The sequence below is a fragment of the Rhodobacter sp. CZR27 genome (assembly GCF_002407205.1).
In the GTDB taxonomy this organism is placed as follows: Bacteria; Pseudomonadota; Alphaproteobacteria; order Rhodobacterales; family Rhodobacteraceae; genus Cereibacter_A.
Genome location: NZ_CP023548.1, coordinates 628,665 through 650,671, shown reverse-complemented (window position 1 = coordinate 650,671; position 22,007 = coordinate 628,665). Strand labels below are relative to the sequence as shown.

Annotated in this window: 18 protein-coding genes; 12 read left to right on the top strand and 6 right to left on the bottom strand. The window is 68.7% G+C overall.

Annotated elements, in window-relative coordinates:
* Positions 1-67: 67 nt before the first annotated feature.
* Positions 68-3,031: a valine--tRNA ligase gene (locus tag CK951_RS03360; RefSeq protein WP_096784811.1), complete on the top strand. Its 2,964-nt coding sequence runs from the start codon at positions 68-70 to the stop codon at positions 3,029-3,031.
* A gap of 98 nt (positions 3,032-3,129) precedes the next feature.
* Here the strand turns inward: CK951_RS03360 and CK951_RS03355 are convergent, their stop codons facing one another.
* A complete protein-coding gene (locus CK951_RS03355; RefSeq protein WP_096784810.1) occupies positions 3,130-3,717 on the bottom strand; it encodes a transglycosylase SLT domain-containing protein in 588 nt (195 codons plus the stop codon).
* Between the two features lie 169 nt (positions 3,718-3,886).
* On the opposite strand from CK951_RS03355, the gene gatB reads away from it, so the two are divergent.
* Both gatB and CK951_RS03345 read left to right on the top strand, forming a co-directional pair.
* Positions 3,887-5,398, top strand: a complete 1,512-nt coding sequence (gene gatB / locus CK951_RS03350) for an Asp-tRNA(Asn)/Glu-tRNA(Gln) amidotransferase subunit GatB (RefSeq protein WP_096784809.1) — start codon at positions 3,887-3,889, stop codon at positions 5,396-5,398.
* A gap of 104 nt (positions 5,399-5,502) precedes the next feature.
* Positions 5,503-5,940 carry a DUF4177 domain-containing protein gene (locus CK951_RS03345; RefSeq protein ID WP_096784808.1) on the top strand — a complete coding sequence of 146 codons (438 nt, stop codon included), beginning with the start codon at positions 5,503-5,505 and terminating at the stop codon, positions 5,938-5,940.
* 62 nt (positions 5,941-6,002) lie between these two features.
* Here CK951_RS03345 and CK951_RS03340 read toward each other — a convergent pair whose 3' ends face one another.
* From CK951_RS03340 to pepN, 3 genes are all read right to left on the bottom strand, one after another.
* Positions 6,003-7,109: a pyridoxal phosphate-dependent aminotransferase gene (locus tag CK951_RS03340; protein ID WP_096784807.1), complete on the bottom strand. Its 1,107-nt coding sequence runs from the start codon at positions 7,107-7,109 to the stop codon at positions 6,003-6,005.
* A gap of 103 nt (positions 7,110-7,212) precedes the next feature.
* Entirely contained in the window at positions 7,213-8,124 is a 912-nt protein-coding gene (locus CK951_RS03335; RefSeq protein ID WP_198402393.1) for a lysophospholipid acyltransferase family protein, read from the bottom strand.
* Between the two features lie 108 nt (positions 8,125-8,232).
* Positions 8,233-10,788 (bottom strand): aminopeptidase N, encoded by a 2,556-nt coding sequence (gene pepN, locus CK951_RS03330; RefSeq protein WP_096787143.1) that lies wholly within the window; start codon positions 10,786-10,788, stop codon positions 8,233-8,235.
* Between the two features lie 165 nt (positions 10,789-10,953).
* On the opposite strand from pepN, the gene CK951_RS03325 reads away from it, so the two are divergent.
* Positions 10,954-12,267 carry an FAD-binding domain-containing protein gene (locus CK951_RS03325; RefSeq protein WP_096784806.1) on the top strand — a complete coding sequence of 438 codons (1,314 nt, stop codon included), beginning with the start codon at positions 10,954-10,956 and terminating at the stop codon, positions 12,265-12,267.
* 98 nt (positions 12,268-12,365) lie between these two features.
* A complete protein-coding gene (locus tag CK951_RS03320) occupies positions 12,366-14,525 on the top strand; it encodes a malate synthase G (RefSeq protein ID WP_096784805.1) in 2,160 nt (719 codons plus the stop codon).
* Between the two features lie 24 nt (positions 14,526-14,549).
* On the opposite strand, the gene CK951_RS03315 is transcribed toward CK951_RS03320, so the two are convergent.
* Positions 14,550-14,807 carry a BolA family transcriptional regulator gene (locus tag CK951_RS03315; RefSeq protein WP_096784804.1) on the bottom strand — a complete coding sequence of 86 codons (258 nt, stop codon included), beginning with the start codon at positions 14,805-14,807 and terminating at the stop codon, positions 14,550-14,552.
* Between the two features lie 73 nt (positions 14,808-14,880).
* On the opposite strand from CK951_RS03315, the gene CK951_RS03310 reads away from it, so the two are divergent.
* From CK951_RS03310 to CK951_RS03280, 7 genes are all read left to right on the top strand, one after another.
* Positions 14,881-15,516, top strand: coding sequence for a J domain-containing protein (locus CK951_RS03310; RefSeq protein ID WP_096784803.1), 636 nt, complete (start codon positions 14,881-14,883; stop codon positions 15,514-15,516).
* Between the two features lie 242 nt (positions 15,517-15,758).
* Positions 15,759-16,733: a cobaltochelatase subunit CobS gene (gene cobS / locus CK951_RS03305; RefSeq protein WP_198402392.1), complete on the top strand. Its 975-nt coding sequence runs from the start codon at positions 15,759-15,761 to the stop codon at positions 16,731-16,733.
* A gap of 1 nt (position 16,734) precedes the next feature.
* Positions 16,735-17,064 carry a hypothetical protein gene (locus CK951_RS03300; protein WP_096784801.1) on the top strand — a complete coding sequence of 110 codons (330 nt, stop codon included), beginning with the start codon at positions 16,735-16,737 and terminating at the stop codon, positions 17,062-17,064.
* Between the two features lies 1 nt (position 17,065).
* Positions 17,066-17,392, top strand: coding sequence for a hypothetical protein (locus CK951_RS03295; RefSeq protein WP_096784800.1), 327 nt, complete (start codon positions 17,066-17,068; stop codon positions 17,390-17,392).
* A gap of 57 nt (positions 17,393-17,449) precedes the next feature.
* Complete coding sequence (gene cobT, locus CK951_RS03290; protein WP_096784799.1) at positions 17,450-19,312, top strand: cobaltochelatase subunit CobT; 1,863 nt, start codon at positions 17,450-17,452, stop codon at positions 19,310-19,312.
* Positions 19,312-21,108 carry an aminopeptidase P family protein gene (locus tag CK951_RS03285; RefSeq protein WP_096784798.1) on the top strand — a complete coding sequence of 599 codons (1,797 nt, stop codon included), beginning with the start codon at positions 19,312-19,314 and terminating at the stop codon, positions 21,106-21,108. Before cobT ends, CK951_RS03285 begins: the two co-directional genes overlap by 1 nt.
* A gap of 64 nt (positions 21,109-21,172) precedes the next feature.
* Positions 21,173-21,514 (top strand): DUF427 domain-containing protein, encoded by a 342-nt coding sequence (locus CK951_RS03280; protein ID WP_096784797.1) that lies wholly within the window; start codon positions 21,173-21,175, stop codon positions 21,512-21,514.
* A gap of 11 nt (positions 21,515-21,525) precedes the next feature.
* On the opposite strand, the gene CK951_RS03275 is transcribed toward CK951_RS03280, so the two are convergent.
* Complete coding sequence (locus CK951_RS03275; RefSeq protein ID WP_096787142.1) at positions 21,526-21,954, bottom strand: SufE family protein; 429 nt, start codon at positions 21,952-21,954, stop codon at positions 21,526-21,528.
* Positions 21,955-22,007: the final 53 nt, after the last annotated feature.

Here is a 22,007-nt window from a genome sequence, read left to right as displayed (position 1 = left end):
GCGCGATGAGGCTTGGCCTCGGCCTTCGCCTTGGGTAGACCGGGCGCAACAGCTACGGGGGCGCGACATGCCGATGGACAAGACCTTCAACGCCGCCGAGGCCGAGGCCCGGCTCTATGCCCAGTGGGAGAAGGCCGGCGCCTTCAAGGCCGGGGCCAACGCCTCGCGCCCCGAGACCTTCTGCATCATGATCCCGCCGCCGAACGTGACGGGCTCGCTGCACATGGGGCATGCGTTCAACAACACGCTGCAGGACATCCTGACGCGCTGGCACCGGATGCGCGGCTTCGACACGCTCTGGCAGCCCGGTCAGGATCACGCGGGCATCGCCACGCAGATGGTGGTGGAGCGCGACCTCGCCAAGGCCGGCCATCCCTCGCGCCGCGAGATGGGCCGCGAGGCGTTCCTTCAGAAGGTCTGGGAGTGGAAGGAGCAGTCGGGCGGCACGATCATCAACCAGTTGAAGCGGCTGGGTGCCTCCTGCGACTGGTCGCGCAACGCCTTCACGATGGACGCGAACTTCCAGCGCGCCGTGCTGAAGGTCTTCGTGGACCTTTACGAAAAGGGCTTCATCTACCGCGGCAAGCGGCTGGTGAACTGGGACCCGCATTTCGAGACCGCGATCTCGGACCTGGAAGTCGAGCAGGTCGAGATGAACGGCAACATGTGGCGCCTGCGCTACCGGCTGGCCGATGGCGCGACCTACCGCCATCCGGTGACCTTCGACGAGACCGACACCCCCATCGACTGGGAAGAGCGCGACTACCTGACGGTGGCGACGACGCGCCCCGAGACGATGCTGGGCGATACCGGCATCGCGGTGAACCCCGCCGATGATCGCTACGCCCACCTGATCGGCAAGGAGGTGATCCTACCGCTGGTCGGCCGCCGCATCCCGATCGTGGCCGACGACTATGCCGATCCCTCGAAGGGCACCGGCGCGGTGAAGATCACCCCTGCGCATGACTTCAACGACTGGGGCGTGGGCCAGCGGACGGGGCTGCGCGCCATCAACGTGATGACCGGCCGGGCCACGATGTTCCTTGCCGAGAACCCGGATTTCCTCGAGGGCTGCGAATGCGAGGATGTCGTCTTCGCCCTCGACGGCCTCGACCGCTACGAGGCAAGGACGCGCATCGTGGCGCTGGCCGAGGAGCAGGGCTGGCTGGACGGCATCGACAGCGACCGCCACATGGTTCCGCATGGCGACCGCTCCAAGGTCGCCATCGAACCGATGCTGACCGACCAGTGGTTCGTGGACACGGCGAAGATCGTGCAGCCCGCGATAGACGCCGTGCGCGACGGCCGGACCGAGATCCTGCCCGAGCGCGACGCCAAGACCTATTTCCACTGGCTCGAGAACATCGAGCCGTGGTGCATCAGCCGCCAGCTGTGGTGGGGCCACCAGATCCCGGTGTGGTATGGCCTCGACGTCTGGCCCGCGGGCTTTGACGACGACGGCGACGACAGGCTGGACGAGGTCGAGATCTTCGAGCTGCTCGAGGATGGCGCCTTCAACCACGCCGACCCGGTGCATCACTGCGCGGCGGATTTTGACGGGGTGTCCGAGAAGTTCCTCGACGATCTGGCCTCGCTGCCAGCGCCACTGAACCACGCCCGCATCGTCGAGGTGGCCGACCGTGCGGCGGCCATCGACCTGCTTGCCCAGTCGCTGGCCGACTACAACCTTTCCGAGGACCCGACGCACCTCGTCTATCCGGTCTGGCGCGATCCGGACGTGCTGGACACCTGGTTCTCGTCGGGGCTCTGGCCGATCGGCACGCTGGGCTGGCCCGAGGACACGGCAGAACTGAAGCGCTACTTCCCCACGAGCGTGCTCATCACCGGCTTCGACATCATCTTCTTCTGGGTTGCCCGGATGATGATGATGCAGCTTGCCGTGGTGAACGAGGTTCCCTTCAAGACCGTCTACGTCCACGCCCTCGTGCGGGACGAGAAGGGCAAGAAGATGTCGAAGTCGCTCGGCAACGTGCTCGATCCGCTGGAGCTGATCGACGAGTTCGGCGCCGATGCGGTGCGCTTCACGCTGACGGCGATGGCCGCGATGGGGCGCGACCTGAAGCTGTCCACGGCGCGGATCGCCGGCTATCGCAACTTCGGCACGAAGCTCTGGAATGCCTGCCGCTTCGCCGAGATGAACGGCGTGTGGGAGGGCCACGCGACGCGGAGCGCCCCGCCCGCCGCGACCGCCACGGTGAACCGCTGGATCATTGGCGAGACCGGCCGCGTGCGCGAGGAAGTGGATGCCGCGCTGGCCGCCTACCGCTTCGACGCGGCGGCCAATGCGCTCTATGCCTTCGTCTGGGGCAAGGTCTGCGACTGGTATGTCGAGTTCTCGAAGCCGCTGTTCGACACCGAGGCGGCCGCCGAGACCCGCGCCACCATGGCCTGGGTGCTCGACCAGTGCATGATCCTGCTGCACCCGATCATGCCCTTCGTGACAGAGGAGCTCTGGGCCACCACCGGCAGGCGCGCGAAGATGCTGGTCCACACCGACTGGCCCGCCTTCGGCGCGGACCTCGTCAATCCCGCAGCGGATCGCGAGATGACCTGGGTGATCGGCCTGATCGAGGAAATCCGCTCGGCCCGTGCGCAGGTGCGGGTGCCCGCGGGGCTGAAGCTGCCGGTGGTGCAGATCGCGCTCGACGAGGCAAGCCGAGGGGCCCTTGCGCGGAACGAGGCGCTGATCCTGCGACTCGCCCGGCTCGAGGGCTTCACCGAGGCGGCGAGCGCACCCAAGGGGGCGCTGACCATCGCGGTGGAGGGCGGCAGCTTCGCCATCCCGCTGGAAGGCGTCATCGACATCGGCGCCGAGAAGGCGCGGCTGGAGAAGACGCTGGAGAAGCTTCAGAAGGACATGGCCGGCCTGCGCGGGCGTCTGGGCAACCCGTCCTTCGTGGCCTCGGCACCCGAGGAAGTGGTGGACGAGGCGCGGACCCGACTCGAACAGGGCGAGGAGGAAGCGGAGAAGCTCGGTTCCGCCCTCGCGCGTCTGGCCGAGATCGCCTGATCCACCCGGCGGCCCTTCCCCGCGGAGGGGCCGCATTCGAAAAGCCGCCGACCGCAAACAGGTTCAGCCGCCGGAAAGCCCTTCCGGCGGGGGACGGATCAACTCTTCAGCTGGCAATAGGGTTGGGCGCGCGTCCAGGCGGCCATGTCGGCCCGCTTCGAGGCGCTGCGGAACGGCGCCCAGTCGCGGCCGAGGCCCAGCCGCCCGTTTCCGGCCACCATGCCGTCGCGGCCGACCTGTTTCGCGGCGATCCGGACGGCACAGGACAGGTTCATCGCGCCGTCCTTCAGCTCGCCCGCGCTGCGCGCCGCGCAGCCATGCGCCCGCGCGGTCTGCGGTGCGATCTGGGTCAGGCCGATCCAGCGCCCGCCGCCGCCCGAGGCCTTCGGGTTCCACGTGCTCTCGTGCTTGGCGAGCGCCGACAGGATCCCGCTCCAGAAGGCGCGCCGCTCGTCCGGGGTGGCGTCGGGATAGCCCGGGCACCAGGTCGCGATGTCGCGCGGAACGATATCGGTCAGGTAGTCGTCGCGCTGCTCCACGGCCAGAAGGGTCCGCTGGGTCCAGATTTCGGCTTCCGGCCGGTGATCCCACCGCATGACGGGCAGGGTCTCGGGAGTCGGTTGGGCTTCGCCGCAGGAAATGGGCAGGGCGAGCATGAGGCCGAGCAGGACGGTGCGGAACTTCATGGGACAACCTCAAGCGGCGCCGCGTCCTGTCGCGGCCTGCAGGTTCTGCCCGGCGCCGGCGGATACTGGCAACCCACCCTTGGGGATGTCGGCGAGACTCCGCCCGGGGCGGACTTGCCCTCTGGCGGTTCCCCGCCTAGAACGGGGCCGCGACCGGAGGGACCATTCCATGCTCGACCTGACCTATGAATCGCCCAAGCCCAAGGTCATCGCGGGGGCGAAACACGACTGGGAACTGGTGATCGGCATGGAGATCCATGCTCAGGTCTCCTCGAACGCCAAGCTGTTCTCGGGCGCCTCGACGACCTTCGGCGCCGAGCCGAATTCCAATGTGTCCTTCGTGGATTGCGCGATGCCGGGGATGTTGCCGGTGATCAACGAATTCTGCGTCGCGCAGGCGGTTCGCACCGGGCTGGGGCTGAAGGCGCAGATCAATCTGGTCTCGGCGTTCGACCGCAAGAACTACTTCTATCCGGACCTGCCGCAGGGCTACCAGATCAGCCAGCTCTACCACCCCATCGTGGGCGAGGGCGAAGTGCTGGTCGAGATGGGCCCGGGCGTCGCGCGCCTCGTGCGGATCGAGCGAATCCACCTCGAGCAGGACGCGGGCAAGTCGATTCACGACATGGACCCGAATCTCTCCTTCGTGGACTTCAACCGCACGGGCGTCGCGCTGATGGAGATCGTCAGCCGCCCCGACATCCGCGGCCCCGAGGAAGCGGCGGCCTATGTGGCGAAGCTGCGCCAGATCCTGCGCTACCTCGGCACCTGCGACGGCAACATGCAGAACGGCAACCTGCGGGCGGACGTGAACGTCTCGGTCTGCCGGCCCGGCGACTACGAGCGCTATCAGGCGACGCAGGACTTCTCGCATCTGGGAACCCGCTGCGAGATCAAGAACATGAACTCGATGCGCTTCATCCAGCAGGCCATCGACTACGAGGCGCGGCGCCAGATCGCGATCCTCGAGGATGGCGGCAAGGTGGTGCAGGAAACGCGCCTCTACGATCCCGACAAGGGCGAGACGCGCTCGATGCGGTCGAAGGAGGAGGCGCACGACTACCGCTACTTCCCCGATCCGGACCTGCTGCCGCTGGAGATCGAGCAGGCGTGGGTGGACGATATCGCCGCCTCGATGCCCGAGTTGCCGGACGCCAAGAAGGCCCGCTTCATGGCGGACTACGGCGTGACCGACTACGATGCCAACGTGCTGACGGCCGACCTCGAATCGGCCATGTTCTTCGAATCGGTGGCGAAGGGGCGGGACGGCAAGCAGGCGGCGAACTGGGTCATCAACGAGCTGTTCGGCCGGCTGAACAAGCAGGGCCTGACCATCGCCGAGACACCCGTGACGGCCGCTCAGCTGGGGGGGGTTCTCGACCTCATCGGCTCGGGCGAGATCTCGGGCAAGATGGCCAAGGACCTGTTCGAGATCCTCTGGACCGAGGGCGGCGACCCCGCCGAGGTGGCGGCCGCGCGCGGCATGAAGCAGGTGACCGACACCGGCGCCATCGAGACCGCGGTGGACGAGATCATCGCGGCCAATCCCGCTCAGGTCGAGAAGGCCAAGGCGAACCCGAAGCTGGCAGGTTGGTTCGTGGGGCAGGTGATCAAGGCCACCGGCGGCAAGGCCAACCCGGCCGCCGTGAACCAGATCGTGGCGCAGAAGCTGGGGCTTTAAGTCTCGGCAAGCCCCCGCCCGCGCGGCGCCGCGCGGGCTGTTCCCCCTTGGCGACAGGCGGATCTGCCCTAGACTCGCGATACAGTCAGCGAGAATTTCAGGTCATGCCCCGATTCGAATACAAGGTCGTTCCTGCCCCGCGGAAGGGCGAGAAGGTGAAGGGGGCAAGGACCCCCACCGACCGTTTCGCCCTGTCGCTTACCCAGTTGATGAATGATCTCGGCCGAGATGGCTGGGAATATCTGCGCGCCGAGACCCTGCCCTGCGAGGAGCGGGTGGGCTTCACCGGGAAGACCACCACCTTCCAGAACCTGCTGATCTTCCGCCGGGTCGAGTCCACGGAAGCCGGACCCGAGAGACTTCCCCCGGACCTCCCGGCCTTCTTCCGCCCCGAGCGGCCGCCCGAGCCTTCGGAACTGGCGGCGAGCCTTTCGGCCCGTCGGGTGGAGGCCGAGGCCGGCCTGCGTGCGCCGCCCGTGCGGGCGCCGGAGGGACAGGCACCGGCGATCGGTCCGGCACGGGGCGGCCTCGCGGCCGAGTGAGCCCCCTCGCCCCGGCTGAGCGGCCGACAGCCCAGCCGCGCGACGCCCGGGAGCCGGGCAGGCTAGGCGCGCACCGCCGCCAGAGCCTCGGGCAGGGCCGCCTCGAAGGCGGCCATCTCCTCGGCGCGCCCGCAGCTGACGCGGATGCAGCGGTCGTGCGGCGCAACGAACGGCATGCGAACGAAGATGTCGCGCGCGATCAGCGCTTTCAGCACCTCGCGCGCATGGGCGCCGTCGCGGCCGCAGTCGATCGTGACGAAATTGGTGGCCGACGGCAGGGGACGAAGTCCGCAGGTCCGGGCGATCCGCGAAAGCTCGTCCCGCGACAGGGCAACCTCGACGCGAACCTGTTCAAGCCAGGCCTCGTCCAGCAGGGCGGCCAGCGCGCCGGCCTGCGCGATGCGACCGACGCCGAAGTGGTTGCGCACCTTGTCGAAGGCCGCCACCAGCGAGGCCGCGCCGATGGCGTAGCCCACGCGCAGCCCCGCCATGCCGTAGCCTTTCGAGAAGGTGCGGAAGCGGATCACGCGGGGATCCTCGGGGTCGATCTGCGGCGCCGTCCCTTCGGGCGCAAGTTCCACATAGGCTTCGTCCAGCGCCAGCAGCGTGCCCTCGGGCAGGGCGTCGATCATCGCGCGGATGACTGCGGCCGGATGGTGGGACCCCATCGGATTGTCGGGATTGGCAAGATAGACCAGCTTCGCGCCGACCTCGCGCGCGGCGGCGACCAGCGCCTCGGGATCCTCGTGATCCCCGCGATAGGGCACCTTGTGGAGCCGTCCGCCGAAGCCCTCGACATGAAAGGCGAAGGTCGGATAGGCGCCCTCGGAGGTCACCACCGGGTCGCCCTCGGCCACCAGCAGCCGCACGAGCGAGCCGAGCAGGCCGTCGATCCCCTCGCCCACCGTCACATTGGCCTGTGCGACGCGGTGCCGGGCGGCGATGGCCGCGCGCAGATCGTGGATCTCGGGATCGCCATACATCCAGACCTCGGAGGCGGCGAGCGTCATCGCGGCGACCGCCCTCGGCGAAGGGCCGAAGAGGCTTTCGTTCGCGCCCAGCCGGGCACGGAACGCCCTGCCCCGCGCCCGCTCCTGCGTCTCGGGTCCGACGAAGGGGACGGTGGCGGGCAGGCGTTGGACAAGCGGGGTGTAGCGGGGTCCGGTCATGGGGCGAGTTGAACGCGATCCACGCGCGCCACGCAAGAGCGGCGCGCGGCTGATCCCGCCTGCCTCCGCGAGTCGCACCCAAAGGGGAGCTGCCGGGCCCTTTCTAGCCGCGGGCGTAGCGCAGCGCGCCACGCAGGCTCGTCATCTGCACGATGCTCACCGCCGGCGAATGCTGGCCGCCCAGTGCCAGCGTCGCCTCGCGCAGCATCTCGATCCCCTCCTCGGATCTGGCCGGCAGGCGCTCGGGCGGGATCGGCCGGCCCATGGTGATGCGGAACGGCTGGCGGTGCTTGTTCAGCACCTCGTGGAACAGGGTGATGTCGCGCAAGGTGGGGTGGATCAGGTCGAACAGGTAGAACAGCGTCGAGTTGCGCGCCCGGATGTTCACCGGCACCACCTCGAGGTCGAACTTGCGCGCGATCATCGCGGCCGAGGCCATCCACGGCCGCTCCATCAGCTTCAGCCCCGTCCGCTTCGCCAGCCGTCCCGAGGGGAAGATCACGCCGAGCCGGCCTGCGTCGATGGCGCGGCGGGTATAGTCCATCGTCTCGCGCGTCTTCTGGTGGCTGCGCTTCTCGGGCCGCCACTCGACCGGGCAGATCAGGTCCTCCATCTGCGGCAGCACGCGCAGGATGTCGCGGTTGGCGTAGAAGAAGAGGTCGGGCCGCAGGGGCGCCAGCGCCCGGTGCAGCATGATCCCGTCGGCGATGCCGGTGGGGTGGTTGCAGACCACCAGCGCCGGACCGTTCCGCGGCAGGTTCTCGAGCCCCGACACCTCGACATCGCGGGCGATCAGGTCGCCCACCATGCGCATGATATCGGGCGTGGGGTGGTCCTTCAGCCGCTCGCCCAGCGCCACGGTGCGGTTGTAGCCCAGCACGCGGGTCAGCATCCGCCGTGCAAGCTCGTGATGCGGGCGGCCGGAAAACAGCCACGGCGCGCGTTCCTCGATGAGGGGATCGATTCGGGACTGCATCATGAGCGACACCATGGTCTTCCAGCTCTCGCACGACATGAGGCCGGGTTTCTGCGCCGGGCAAGCCCTGCCACCCGTCCACCTTCCGTCTCGGCAGTCATCCGCCGGTCAGAACGCTTCGGCACGATCAAGGTTCCGCGTCCCCCCTCAGCCGCGCCGCATCCGCGCCGCCATCTCGGCCAGATCGCGGCTGAGACCGGGCGCGGCAAGGATGCGGTCAAGCTCGGCCGCCATCAGCGCCTGACGGTCGGCGTCATAGCGGGCGAGCGTCTCGAAGGCGGTGGACATGCGGGCGGCCGTCTGCGGGTTCAGCGGATCGAGCCGGATCAGCCAGTCGGCCAAGAGCCGGTAGCTGTCGCCCGAGGCATGGTGGAAGCCGGCGTGGTTGGCCGAAAGCGCGCCGATCACCGCGCGGAAGCGGTTGGGGTTCTTCCAGTCGAAGGCCGCATGCCGGGTCAGCCGCTCGACGGTCGCCGCGGTCTCGGCCGGCGCGGCATGCAGGATCTGCAGCGAGAACCACTTGTCCATCACCAGCCGGTCGCGGCTCCAGCGCGTCTCGAAAAGGCCCAGCTCCTCCTGCCCGCGTCCGATCTCGAGCAGGCAGGCGAGCGCGCCGACCTCCTCGGTCATGTTGTTGGCCGAGCGGAAGGCGGCCTCGGCCCGCGCGCCGCCGTCGCGCCGCGACAGCAGGCCCAGCGCGGCAAGGCGCAGCGCCCGGCGACCGGCGGCCCGCGCCTCCGGCGTGAAGGGGCCGGGCTCGGCCAGACGGTCGATCAGCCCGCCAAGCTCCGGCTCCAGCCGCTCGGCCAGCGCCTCGGCCATCCGGTTCCGCACGGCATGGATGCGCGCGGGGTCGGGAACATGGCCCGAGGCATGGAGCGTCTGCGCCATGTCGTCCTCGCCCGGCAGCCGCAGCGCCAGCGCCCGGAAGGCGGGGTCCAGCGTCTCGTCCACCGCCACCCGGGCCAGCGCGTCGAGCCAGTCCGGCCCCGGCTGCGCCCCATCCGTCACCATCCGCGCCAGCACGTCCTTGGCGAGCGCACGCCCCGCCTCCCACTTGTTGAACGGGTCCGTGTCGTGGGCGAGCAGGAAGGCGCGTTCCTCGGGCGAGGTGTCGCGTTCCAGCACCACCGGCGCCGAGAAGCCGCGCAGGATCGAGGGAACGGGCCGGCTGGCCAGACCGCCGAAGCTGAAGCTCTGCCGCGCCTCGGTCATCTCGAGCACCGTGGTCGGCAGCACCTCGTCGCCGTTGGGGTTCAGCAGGCCGACCGCGATCGGGATGACCTTGGGACGCTTCACCGGCTGGTCGGGCGTCGGCGGGTTCACCTGCTCGAAGTCGAGCGTATAGCGGCCGGCCTCGTAATGTTCGGCGACCTTCAGTCGGGGCGTCCCCGCCTCGGAATACCAGCGCTTGAACTGCGAGAGGTCGCGCCCCGTGGCATCCTCGAAGACCTTGAGCCAGTCCTCGATGGTCGCCGCCTGCCCGTCGTGGCGCCGGAAATAGAGATCGAGCGCGCGGGAATAGCCCTCGTCGCCCACGAGACGCTTCAGCATCCCGATCACCTCGGCGCCCTTCTCGTAGACCGTCGCGGTGTAGAAGTTGTTGATCTCGATGTATTCCTCGGGGCGGACGGGATGGGCGAGCGGCCCGTCGTCCTCGCGGAACTGCCGCGCGCGCAGCGTCAGCACATCCTCGATCCGCTTCACCGCGGCCGAGCGCATGTCCGCGCTGAACTGTTGGTCGCGGAAGACCGTCAGCCCTTCCTTCAGGCAGAGCTGGAACCAGTCGCGGCAGGTGATCCGGTTGCCGGTCCAGTTGTGGAAGTACTCATGCGCGATGATCGCCTCGATCCGGGCGAAGTCGTCGTCGGTCGCGGTCTCGGGAAGGGCCAGCACATACTTCGAGTTGAAGATGTTCAGGCCCTTGTTCTCCATCGCGCCCATGTTGAAATCGTCCACGGCCACGATGTTGAAGATGTCGAGGTCGTATTCCCGGCCATAGACCTCCTCGTCCCACTTCATCGCGCGGATCAGGCTGTCCATCGCATAGCCGCAGCGCGCCTCGTCGCCGGGGCGGACCCAGATGTTCAGCGCGACGTCGCGGCCCGACATGGTGGTGAAGCCCGCGCTGTGGGCGACCAGATCGCCGGCCACCAGCGCGAAGAGATAGGCGGGCTTCGGCCATGGATCGTGCCATTCCGCCCAGCCGGGCCCGTTCGCCACCTCGTTGCCGTTCGACAGAAGCACCGGCAGGTCGCTTTCGATCCGCACGCGGAAGGGCGCCATCACATCGGGGCGGTCGGGGTAGAAGGTGATCCTGCGGAACCCCTCGGCCTCGCACTGGGTGCAATACATGCCGTTCGACATGTAGAGCCCTTCCAGCGCGGTGTTGGCGGCGGGGTCGATCTCGACCTCGGCGGTGAAGGTGAAGGGTCCGTCGGGCAGGCTTGACTGCGGCAGGGTCAGCCCGGTCGCGTCGGGTTCGGTGGCGATCGGCACGCCATCCACCGCCGCCGCGATCAGCCGGATCTTCTCGCCATCCAGCCTCAGGTCATGCCGCCCAGGGCGGGCCGGGTTCGGCGTGAACCGGATCTCGGACAGCACCCGCGTCGCACCCGGCGCGAGGCGGAAGGTCAGCGAGACGGTTTCGACGAGGTGGCCGGGAGGAAGGTAGTCGGCGAGGCGGATCGGCATGTCGGTCATGATCTTCTCCTTGACCTTCAAGCCTAGTCGGCGAAGCGGCGCGCGCAAGGGCGGCATCGCCGGAAGGTGGTCCCGGGCATCATCCGCGGCGTTCGATTCAGAAGTTTGACGGCCCCGCCGGTGCGGCCCCTTGCTCTTTCGCCGCGTTGCGGTAAGCCATGTTCCATGAATGTTCTCGTCTGGTTCCGGAACGACCTGCGGGTGACCGATCATCCCGCGCTTGCCCTTGCGGCCGAGGCCCGGGTCTTGCCGCTGCACATCATCGATCCGGAGGACTGGGCCGATTCCGCGCGCTCGGCGCGGCAGTGGATGTTCCGCGCCGAATGTCTCGTCGAGTTGCGGGAGACGCTGGCCCGGCTCGGCGCACCGCTGGCGGTGCGGGTGGGCGATCCGGTGGCCGTGCTCGACACCCTCTGCCGGCTGCACCGAATCAGGCGCATCCTCTGCCTCGAGGATGCGGCCAGCCGGGCCACCGATCGGCGCGTCGCCGGTTGGGCGGCAACGGCTGGCGTCGAACTGGCGGTCGTCCCGCAGGGTCCGGGTGCCCCGGCCGCCCTCAGCCCGGTTCCGGCGGTGGAGCCGGGACCGATCCCGCCGCCCCGCGCCCTGCGGCTGGCCGAGGACCGTTGCCCGCACCGCCAGCCCGGCGGGCGGGAACAGGGGCTTCTGTTGTTGCAGGGCTTTCTCGAGCGGCGTGGGGAAGCCTATCGCGAGGCGCGCGACCGGCCGCTGCTGGCCGAGCGCCTTTCGTCGCGTCTGTCGCCCCATCTCGCCGCCGGAAGCCTGTCGCGGGCCGAGGTGGCCGAGGCGCTCGCCCGGCGGCTGGCCGAGCGGCCGGGCCCCGGCTGGACGCGGAGCCTTGCGGCGTTCCGAACCGCGCTTGCCCAGACGGCGGAGGGTGCCGCGCCGTCCGATACCGGCGCCGACGCCGCGCATCTGGGGGCCTTCCAGCGCGCCGAGACCGGGCTGCCCTTCGTCGACGCGGCCTTGCGCTGTCTCGACGCGACGGGCTGGCTGCCTGCCCGGATGCGGGCAATGCTCGCCTCGGTCGCGCTGCACCATCTGGGCCTGCCGCAGCGGCCGGCAGGTGCGGCGCTGGCCTGCCGGCTGACCGATTTCACGCCGCCCGTGCATTGGGCGCAGATGGAACGCGCCGCGGGCCGGGGGCCGGCCGATCCCATCGCCCTCGCCGCCATTCTGGACCCGGACGGCCGCTTCACCCGGCGCTGGCTGCCGGAACTGGCCGATGTGCCCGATGCCCTGCTGCAGGAGCCGTGGCGCTGGACCGGTGCGCGCCGGCTCCTCGGGCATCGCTACCCCGAGGCCGTGGTGGACCCGGCCAGCACCGCCCGCGAGGCGCGCCGCCGCCTGATGCGCCGGGCCGCCGGGACGGCGGATCTGGTGGACTGGCGCGGCGCCCGCCCGGCCCGTGGGCGCCGCGTCCCGGTCTCTCCGGCCCAACTGCACCTCGACCTCTGAAACGGTCCCTGGATGCCTTGTCGACAGTCCGCCTTGGTTGCTTGCGGGCACGTTTGTCCGTAAAGCTGCGACAGAATGTCATCGCGGGGAGAAGACCCTTGACCGACCGGATCGAGAAGCACGGCCTGCAGGTCGACATCCGCCTGGCGGAGTTCCTGACGCGCGAGGCGCTGCCCGGCTCGGGCGTCGAGGAGGATGCCTTCTGGGGCGGCCTTGCGGCGATGGTGCGCGACCTCGGGCCGGTAAACCGCGCGCTTCTCGATCGCCGCTCGTGGATGCAGGACCGGATCGATGCATGGCATCGCGAACGGCGCGGCCAGCCGGGCCTGCTTGAGGATTACAAGGCCTTCCTGCGCGAGATCGACTATCTCCTGCCCGAGGGACCGGATTTCGCGATCGAGACGGAAAACGTCGACCCCGAGATCGCGTTGACCGCAGGACCGCAACTCGTGGTGCCGGTGATGAACGCGCGTTATGCGCTGAACGCGGCAAATGCCCGGTGGGGATCGCTCTATGATGCGCTCTATGGCACGGATGCCCTGGGCGATCTGCCGCCCGACGGAGGCTTCGACGCCGCGCGCGGCGCGCGAGTGATAGCCTGGGGGCGGCAGTTCCTTGACGAGGTGGTGCCGCTGGCCGAGGGCAGCCACGCCGCCGTGACCGGCTATCGGGTCGAGGACGGGGCACTCGTTCCGGCGCTGAAGAACCCGGCAGAGTTCGTCGGCTATGGCGGCGCGGCCGGGGCGCCCTCGGCCATCGTGCTCATGCACCACGGGCTGCACCTTATCCTCGATATCGACCACGGGCACCGGATCGGCGCCACGGACCGGGCGGGCATCGCCGACATCCGGCTGGAGGCGGCGCTGTCGGCGATCATGGATTGCGAGGATTCCATTGCGGCCGTCGATGGCGAAGACAAGGCGCTGGCCTATGGCAACTGGCTCGGCCTGATGAAGGGCGACCTGCGCGAGGCGATCTCGAAGGCTGGCCGAATGTTCGTTCGGGAACTGGCGCCAGACCTCGAGTTTGCCGCTGCGGCGGGCGGGCGGCTGCGGCTCAAGGGCCGCGCGCTGATGCTGGTGCGCAACGTGGGCCACCTGATGACCACTCCTGCCGTGCTGGACGAACAGGGCGAGGAGATCTTCGAGGGCATGCTCGACGCCTTCGCCACCACCCTTTGCGCGATGCATGACCTGCGCAAGACAGAGGGACCCCGGAACTCGGTCACCGGATCGGTCTATGTGGTGAAGCCGAAGATGCACGGCCCCGAGGAGGTCGCCTTCGCCGACGAGATCTTCTCTCGCGTGGAACGGGCCTTCGGATTGCCGCCCTACACCGTCAAGCTCGGCATCATGGACGAGGAGCGGCGCACGAGCGTGAACCTCAAGGAGTGCATCCGGGCCGCAAAGCATCGTGTCGCCTTCATCAACACGGGCTTCCTCGACCGGACGGGCGACGAGATCGTGACCGGAATGGAAGCCGGGCCGATGGTGAAGAAGGGCGACATGAAGGCCTCGCGCTGGATCGCCTCCTACGAGGATCGCAACGTGGACATCGGGCTGGCCTGCGGACTGCGCGGCCGGGCGCAGATCGGCAAGGGCATGTGGGCCGCGCCCGACCGCATGGCCGAGATGCTCGCGACCAAGATCGCCCATCCGCGCGCGGGCGCCAACTGCGCCTGGGTCCCCTCGCCCACCGCTGCCACCCTGCATGCCACGCATTACCACCGCGTCGATGTCGCCGCGCGGCAGGCCGAGATCGCGGCGGCGGGGCCGCGCGGCTCGCTGGACGATCTTCTGACGCTGCCGGTCGCCGAGGGCGTGAACTGGTCAGACGCCGAACTGCGCCAGGAGATCGAGAACAACGCGCATGGCATCCTCGGCTATGTCGTGCGCTGGGTCGATCAGGGCATCGGCTGCTCGAAGGTGCCCGACATCAACAACATCGGCCTGATGGAGGACCGGGCGACCTGCCGCATCTCCTCTCAGGCGCTGGTGAACTGGCTGCACCACGGCGTCGTTTCGGAAGAGCAGGTCAGGGCCGCGCTGGAGAAGATGGCCGTCGTGGTGGACAGCCAGAACGCCGAGGATCCGAACTACCGGCCCATGGCGCCGGGCTTCGACGGGGCGGCCTTCCGGGCTGCCTGCGACCTCGTGTTCAAGGGACGCGAGCAGCCCTCGGGCTATACCGAGCCGGTCCTGCACGACCGCAGGCTTCAGGTGAAGGCCGAACGCACGCCGCAGGTATCGGTCACCTGAGACGCTGCGGCCCGCGTCGCCGGGTCAGCCGTCGAGATCCAGCGCCAGCGCGTGGATGCGGCCAACCAGATCCTGCCCGAGCGCGGCGTGCACGGCACGGTGACGCTCAAGCCGGGTCTTGCCGGCCATGGCCCCTGCCCTCATCTTCACATGGAAGTGGGTCTCGCCGCCCTCGCGCCAGCCGCCATGGCCGCGATGCTTCTCGCTTTCGTCAACCACTTCAAGCTCATGCGGAGCGAAGGCCGACTGGAGCCGATCACGAATTTCCTCAACCACGCCCATCCTGTGCCTTCCCCTCTTCAATCCGGCGCACAAACCCCTAAACTCACGCCTCCGAGTCGGAAAGGCAGAAGAGATGACCAACCGCCCCCCCTTCGAATTCGACATCCGCGTGTCGTCGGACAAGAAGCGTCGCAAGACGGGGCGCCGCGGCATGTCGGGCGCCTTCGAGACCTCAACGCGGGGCTGCGACTATCCCGGCTGCGCCGAAGGCGGCGTCTATCGCGCGCCGAAATCGCCGGACCTGCTCGACGAGTTCTTCTGGTTCTGCAAGGACCACGTGCGCGAGTACAACCTGAAATGGAACTTCTTCCAGGGCTCCTCCGAGGACGAGATCAAGCGCATCCTCGACAAGGACCGGCTGTGGGAGCGTGAGACCCAACCCTTCGGCAAGCGCCCGGACGAGGGCCGCGTCTGGTCGCGGCTGGGCGTGAACGACCCGATGGAGATCCTGGGCGAGAAGGCGACGCAGAATCCGGGCAAGTCGGCCAGCACGGCGATGCGCAAGCTGCCCCCAACCGAGCGCAAGGCGCTGGAGATCCTCGACGCGCGCGACACCTGGACCAAGCTCGAGATCCGCAAGCAGTACAAGAGCCTGGTGAAGGACCTGCACCCCGACATGAACGGCGGCAACCGCGCCGACGAGGACCGCCTGCAGGAAGTCGTCTGGGCCTGGGACCAGATCAAGGACAGCCGCTACTTCCGCGATTGAGCCCGGACGGATCGTCCCGCCCCTTCGGGGCCGGCACCGCCCCCGGCTGAAGAACCACCAAGATTTGCCGCCTTCCCACTCTCCGGGGCGGGCGATCAGGGTCCGGCGGTCCGTTGCCACGCCAACCTGCGAGACCATGGCAGGACGTCGATCCGGACGCCCTTCCCCTTGCAGGCCCCTACGATATGTTCCATCAAAGATTGGCCGCTTCCGGGCGGCCAATCTGGAAACAAGGCGGACGGATGCTGGACATGACTGTGAGACCCACCGAAGAAATTTCCGTTCGCGAGGTCTTCGGCATCGACACCGACATGAAGGTGAAGGGCTTCGCCGACCGCAGCGACCGCGTCCCGGACATCGACCCGACCTACAAGTTCGACCCCGACACGACGCTCGCCATCCTTGCGGGCTTTGCCTACAACCGCCGCGTGATGATCCAGGGCTATCACGGCACCGGCAAGTCCACCCATATCGAGCAGGTGGCCAGCCGGCTGAACTGGCCCTGCGTGCGGGTGAACCTCGACAGCCACGTCAGCCGGATCGACCTGATCGGCAAGGACGCCATCAAGCTGGTGGACGGCAAGCAGGTCACCACCTTCCAGGAGGGCATCCTGCCCTGGGCGCTGAGGAATCCCTGCGCCATCGTCTTCGACGAATACGACGCCGGCCGCGCCGACGTGATGTTCGTGATCCAGCGGGTGCTCGAGACGGACGGCAAGCTCACGCTGCTCGACCAGAACGAGATCATCACGCCGCACCCCTGCTTCAGGCTGTTCGCCACGGCGAACACGGTGGGCCTCGGCGACACCACGGGCCTCTACCACGGCACGCAGCAGATCAACCAGGGCCAGATGGACCGCTGGTCGCTGGTAGCCACGCTGAACTACCTTTCCCACGACGCCGAGGTGGCGATCGTCCTGTCGAAGAACCCGCACTACAACACCGACAAGGGCCGCAAGACGATCAGCCAGATGGTCACCGTCGCGGACCTCACGCGCACCGCCTTCATGAACGGCGACCTCTCGACGGTGATGAGCCCGCGGACGGTGATCTCCTGGGCGCAGAACGCCGAGATCTTCCGCAACGTGGGCTATGCCTTCCGCCTCACCTTCCTCAACAAGTGCGACGAGCTGGAGCGCCAGACCGTGGCCGAGTTCTACCAGCGCTGCTTTGCCGAGGAACTGCCGGAAAGCGCCGCCTCGATGGCGATGAAGTGAGATGACCCCGACCGCCCTCGCCGAACGCATCGCCGACTGCCTCGCCACCCGGGCGCGGGCGAAGCGGCTGGGCATTGCAATGGCCGCAGCCGGGGCGGTGGCGGGCGGGCTGATCGCGCTCCTCACGCTTGGCGGAGTGCTGCCGACACTGGCCGGCGCCCTCGCCGCGGCCGCGCTTGGCTCCCTGCCCCCGGCCGTGCGCCGCCTCCACGCCGGACGCGACCTCGCCCAGCTCGAGGCGGACCACCCGGCGGTGTTCCCGGTGGCGATGGAGCGTTACCGCATGGTGATGGCGACGGAACGCGCCTCGCGCTACAAGCTCTACTGCTGACATGGAGCAGGCCCTCATCGCCGAGCGCCTGGCCGAGCTTCACGGCATCATCGACCGGACCCGACGGCGCGACCGGCTGATCGTCGCCGCGCTCGCGCTTGGCGCGGGGCTTGTGGTGCTGGCCGCGAAGGGGCCTGCGGCCGCGGCCATGGCCGCCGTGGCGGCCGGCATGGCCGCCTCGGTCCCGGTCTGGCTGCGGCGAGCCTCGGCCCGGCGCCAACTCGCCGACCTGGAACGGGAACACCCGGCCCAGGTTGCCCTTGCGATGGACCGCTACCGTCTTGCCATGGCGACCCGGCGCGCCGAGCGCTGGAAGGTGTTTCGCTGACCCAGTCCCTCGGCATTTCCCTTGTCCGCGCATCCCGTGGGTGCTTTATCTGAAGCCATGACCAAGCCCAGCGACAACCCCGCCGATCCGTTCAAGAAGGCCCTCGCCGAGGCGACGAAGACGCTCGCCGACGATCCCGACATGACGGTGACCTTCTCGGTCGATCCTTCGGGCATGACCAGGGACGGAATGCGGCTGCCGCAGGTCAGCCGGCGGCTGACGCGGGACGAGGTCTTGCTCGCGCGCGGAACGGCCGACGCCTTCGCGCTGCGCCGGAGGCATCACGACGATGCGCTGGCTGCCCGCTACTGCCCCACCGGGCAGCTTGCGCGCGAGATCTACGAGGCGATGGAGACCGCCCGCTGCGAGGCGGTGGGCGCGCAGGACATGCCCGGCACGGCCGGCAACATTGATGCGCGGATCGGCCACGACGCCGAGCGCAAGGGCTATGCCCAGATCACGCAGGCCGCGGATGCTCCGCTGGCTACCGCGGCGGGGTATCTGGTCCGTCACCTCGCCACCGGGCGCCCTCTGCCCAAGGGCGCGGACAACGTCATGGAGCTGTGGCGCGGCTTCATCGAAGGTCAGGCGGGCGGGGCGCTGCAGAACCTCGACGAGGTCTTGACCGATCAGGCCGCCTTCGCACGGATGGCGCGCAAGGTGATCTCGGACCTCGGCTATGGCGACCAGCTGGGCGACGACCCGGACGTGGACGAACAGGACGATGCCGGCGAGGAGGCCGAGCAGAACGAGGACGAGGCCCAGAGCCAGGGCGAGGAGGAGAGCGAGGACAACCCCGACGCCCAGCCGGAGCGCAGCCAGGAAGAGCAGCAGGACGCGAGCCAGGCCCAGGTCTCGATGGAGGACCAGCCCGACGCCGATCAGGGCGAGGAGGTCGAGCTGCCCGAGGGCGAGGCACCGCTGGAGCCACCTCCGCCCGCGCCCTACTCCGAGGCCGACCCCGCCTATACCGTCTTCGTGACCGACTTCGACGAGGAGATCCGCGCCGAGGATCTGGCCGAGCCGGCCGAGCTCGAACGGCTGCGCGCCTATCTCGACCAGCAGCTCGAGCCGCTGAAGGGCGCGGTCTCGCGGCTGGCCAACAAGCTTCAGCGCCGCCTGCAGGCGCAGCAGAACCGCAGTTGGGAGTTCGACCGCGAGGAAGGCATCCTCGACGCCGGCCGCCTCGCCCGCGTCGTGGCCAACCCGACCACGCCCCTGTCCTTCAAGGTCGAGAAGGACACCGAGTTCCGCGACACCTGCGTGACTCTGCTGCTGGACAATTCGGGTTCCATGCGGGGACGCCCCATCTCCATCGCCGCGATCTGCGCCGACGTGCTCGCGCGGACGCTGGAGCGTTGTCAGGTGAAGGTCGAGATCCTCGGCTTCACCACGCGCGCCTGGAAGGGCGGTCAAAGCCGCGAGAAGTGGCTGGCCGCCGGTCGTCCGCAGCAGCCAGGCCGGCTGAACGACCTGCGCCACATCATCTACAAGGGGGCCGACGCGCCGTGGCGGCGCGCGCGGCAGAATCTCGGTCTGATGATGAAGGAAGGGCTCCTGAAGGAGAACATCGACGGCGAGGCGCTGGAATGGGCCCACCGCAGGCTGAGCCACCGGGCCGAGGCGCGCAAGATACTGATGGTGATCTCGGACGGGGCGCCGGTGGACGATTCCACCCTTTCGGTGAACCCGGCGAGCTATCTTGAAAAACACCTCCGCGACGTGATCGCCATGGTGGAGCGCAAGCGCCAGGTCGAGCTGATCGCCATCGGCATCGGCCATGACGTGACGCGCTATTACGCGCGGGCGGTGACCATCACCGACGTGGAGCAGCTGGCCGGCGCGATGACCGAGCAGCTGGCAAGTCTCTTCGACGCCGATCCGAAGAAGCGGATCCGCAGGGCAAGACAGGTGGCCTGATGTTCCAGACGTTCCATGCGACCTCCTCCCCGGCCCAGGGGCCGGCACGGCTTGCCGCGCTGAGGGCGGCACTCGGGGCCGAGGGGCTTTCGGGCCTGCTCGTCCCGCGCGCCGATGCGCATCAGGGCGAATACGTGGCCGCACGGGACGAACGTCTTCAGTGGCTGACCGGCTTTTCCGGCTCGGCCGGGTTCTGCATCGTGCTGCCGGATGTTGCCGGCATCTTCATCGATGGGCGCTACCGGGTGCAGGTGAAGCATCAGGTGGACACTGGGCATTTCACCCCCGTGCCCTGGCCCGAGGTGCAGCCCGGCGACTGGATCGGCGAAAAACTTTCCCAGGGCATCATCGGCTTCGATCCCTGGCTGCACACGGCGGACGAGATCGCCCGGTTGCAGACCGCGCTTGCCGGACGCGACATCAGCCTGCGCCCCGTCGGAAATCCCGTCGACCAGCTCTGGACGGACCAGCCCGAGCCGCCGAAGGGCCGCGCCTTCGCCCATCCGGACGAGCTTGCCGGCGAGAGCAGCGCCGCCAAGCGGCTGCGCCTCGCGGCCGCGCTGGCGAAGGCGGGGCGGCGCGCCGCGGTGATCACGCTGCCTGATTCGATCTGCTGGCTGCTGAACATCCGCGGCGCCGACGTGCCGCGCAACCCTATCCTGCATGCCTTTGCGGTGCTGCATGACGATGGCCGCGTGACGCTTTACGTCGAGCCGGAGAAGATCGACGCCGACCTGCGCGCCCATCTCGGCGATCACGTGACACTTCGCCCGCCGCAGGCCTTCGTGCCCGGACTTCGCTCCCTGTCCGGTCCTGTGCAGGTGGACCGCAAGACCGCGCCGCTGGCCGTGACGCTGGAACTGCAGGAGGCCGGGATCGAGGTGGTGGATGGCGACGACCCCTGCCGCCTGCCCAAGGCCTGCAAGACACCGGCAGAGATCGCCGGGATGCGCGAGGCGCATCTGCGCGACGGCGCCGCGATGGTGGAGTTCCTGTGCTGGCTCGATGCCGAGGCCCCGAGGGGTAGCCTGACCGAGGTCGACGTGGTGACTGCCCTCGAAGGCTTCCGCCGCGCCACCAACGCGCTGCACGACATCAGCTTCGACACGATCTGCGGCGCCGGTCCGAACGGCGCGATCATGCACTACCGGGTCACCGAGGGCTCGAACCGGCCGGTGCGGCGGGACGAGCTGCTGCTGGTGGATTCCGGCGCACAGTATCCGGACGGCACCACCGACATCACCCGCACCGTTGCCGTGGGCGATCCGGGCGAGGAAGCGCGCGAGTGCTACACCCGCGTGCTTCAGGGGCTGATCGCGATCAGCCGGGCGCGCTGGCCGAAGGGCCTCGCCGGCCGCGATCTCGACGCGCTGGCGCGGTTCAATCTCTGGGTGGCGGGGCTCGACTATGACCACGGCACGGGTCATGGCGTGGGCGCCTTCCTGTCGGTGCACGAGGGTCCGCAGCGGATCGCCCGGATCTCCGAGGTGCCGCTGGAGCCGGGCATGATCCTGTCGAACGAACCCGGCTATTACCGCGAGGGCGCCTTCGGCATCCGGCTGGAAAACCTTATCGTCGTAACTGAGGCGCCGGCCCTGGGCGACATGCGAAAGCAGCTGAGCTTCGAGACGCTGACCTTCGCCCCCTTCGACCGCCGGCTGATCCTGCCCGCCCGCCTGTCGCCGGACGAGCGGGCCTGGCTTGATGCCTACCATGCCGAAGTTCTCGAAAGGATCGGGCCGCGCCTGTCGCCCGCGGGGCTCGACTGGCTTCGGATAGCCGCTGCGCCTCTTTGACCTCTTGCCCTGCCGGCTCTCGCCCGCCATCCTTTCTGCGTTGCAGCACAGTAAGGGACTTCCGATGAGCGAGCACATTCACCTGCGCAAGGCCCAGGGCAAGTGGGTCATCCGGACGGACTCGGCTGTCCTCGGCGAGACGCTGAACGCCATCGAACTGACCGAGGGCAGCCGTGACCCGGTGATCTATTTCCCGCGCGAGGATGTGGCGATGGTCATGTTCGACAAGAGCGACAAGGCCACGACCTGCCCGCTGAAGGGAGAGGCCAGCTATTACTCGATCGTCGGCCCGAACGGCACGCTGAAGGACGCGGCGTGGTCCTACGAATCACCCAAGAAAGGGCTCGAGGCCATCGCCGGCCACCTGGCCTTCGCGCCCGAGGTGACCAAGGTCGGCCAGTACTGACCGGCACCGCCTCAGGCGGTCGCCACCTCGGACGAGACGCGGCGGATGCGCTCCACCATGGCGCGCAGTCCGTTCGACCGCTGCGACGACAGATGCTGGTCGAGGCCGAGCCGCGCAAGCTCGGCCGGGGCATCGACCTTCGCCACCTCGGCCACCGTCAGCCCGGAGTAGAGCGCGTGCAGCACGGCGATCAGGCCGCGCACGATCATCGCGTCGCTGTCGCCCTGGAAGTCGAACCGGGCCGCGCCGCCGTTGCCATCGATCACCGGCCGGATCCAGACCTGGCTTGCACAGCCCTCGACCTTGGTGGCCGGCACCTTGAACGCGTCGGGAAGCGGCGGCATCGCCTTGCCCAGCTCGATCACATGGCGATAGCGGTCCTCCCAGTCGTCCAGGAACTCGAACGTCTCGGCGATGTCTTCGAAGGCTTGGCTGGCCATGCGTGTCTCCATACCTCACGTCACAGGTAAGCGCTGGATCCCGCAAGGTCCAG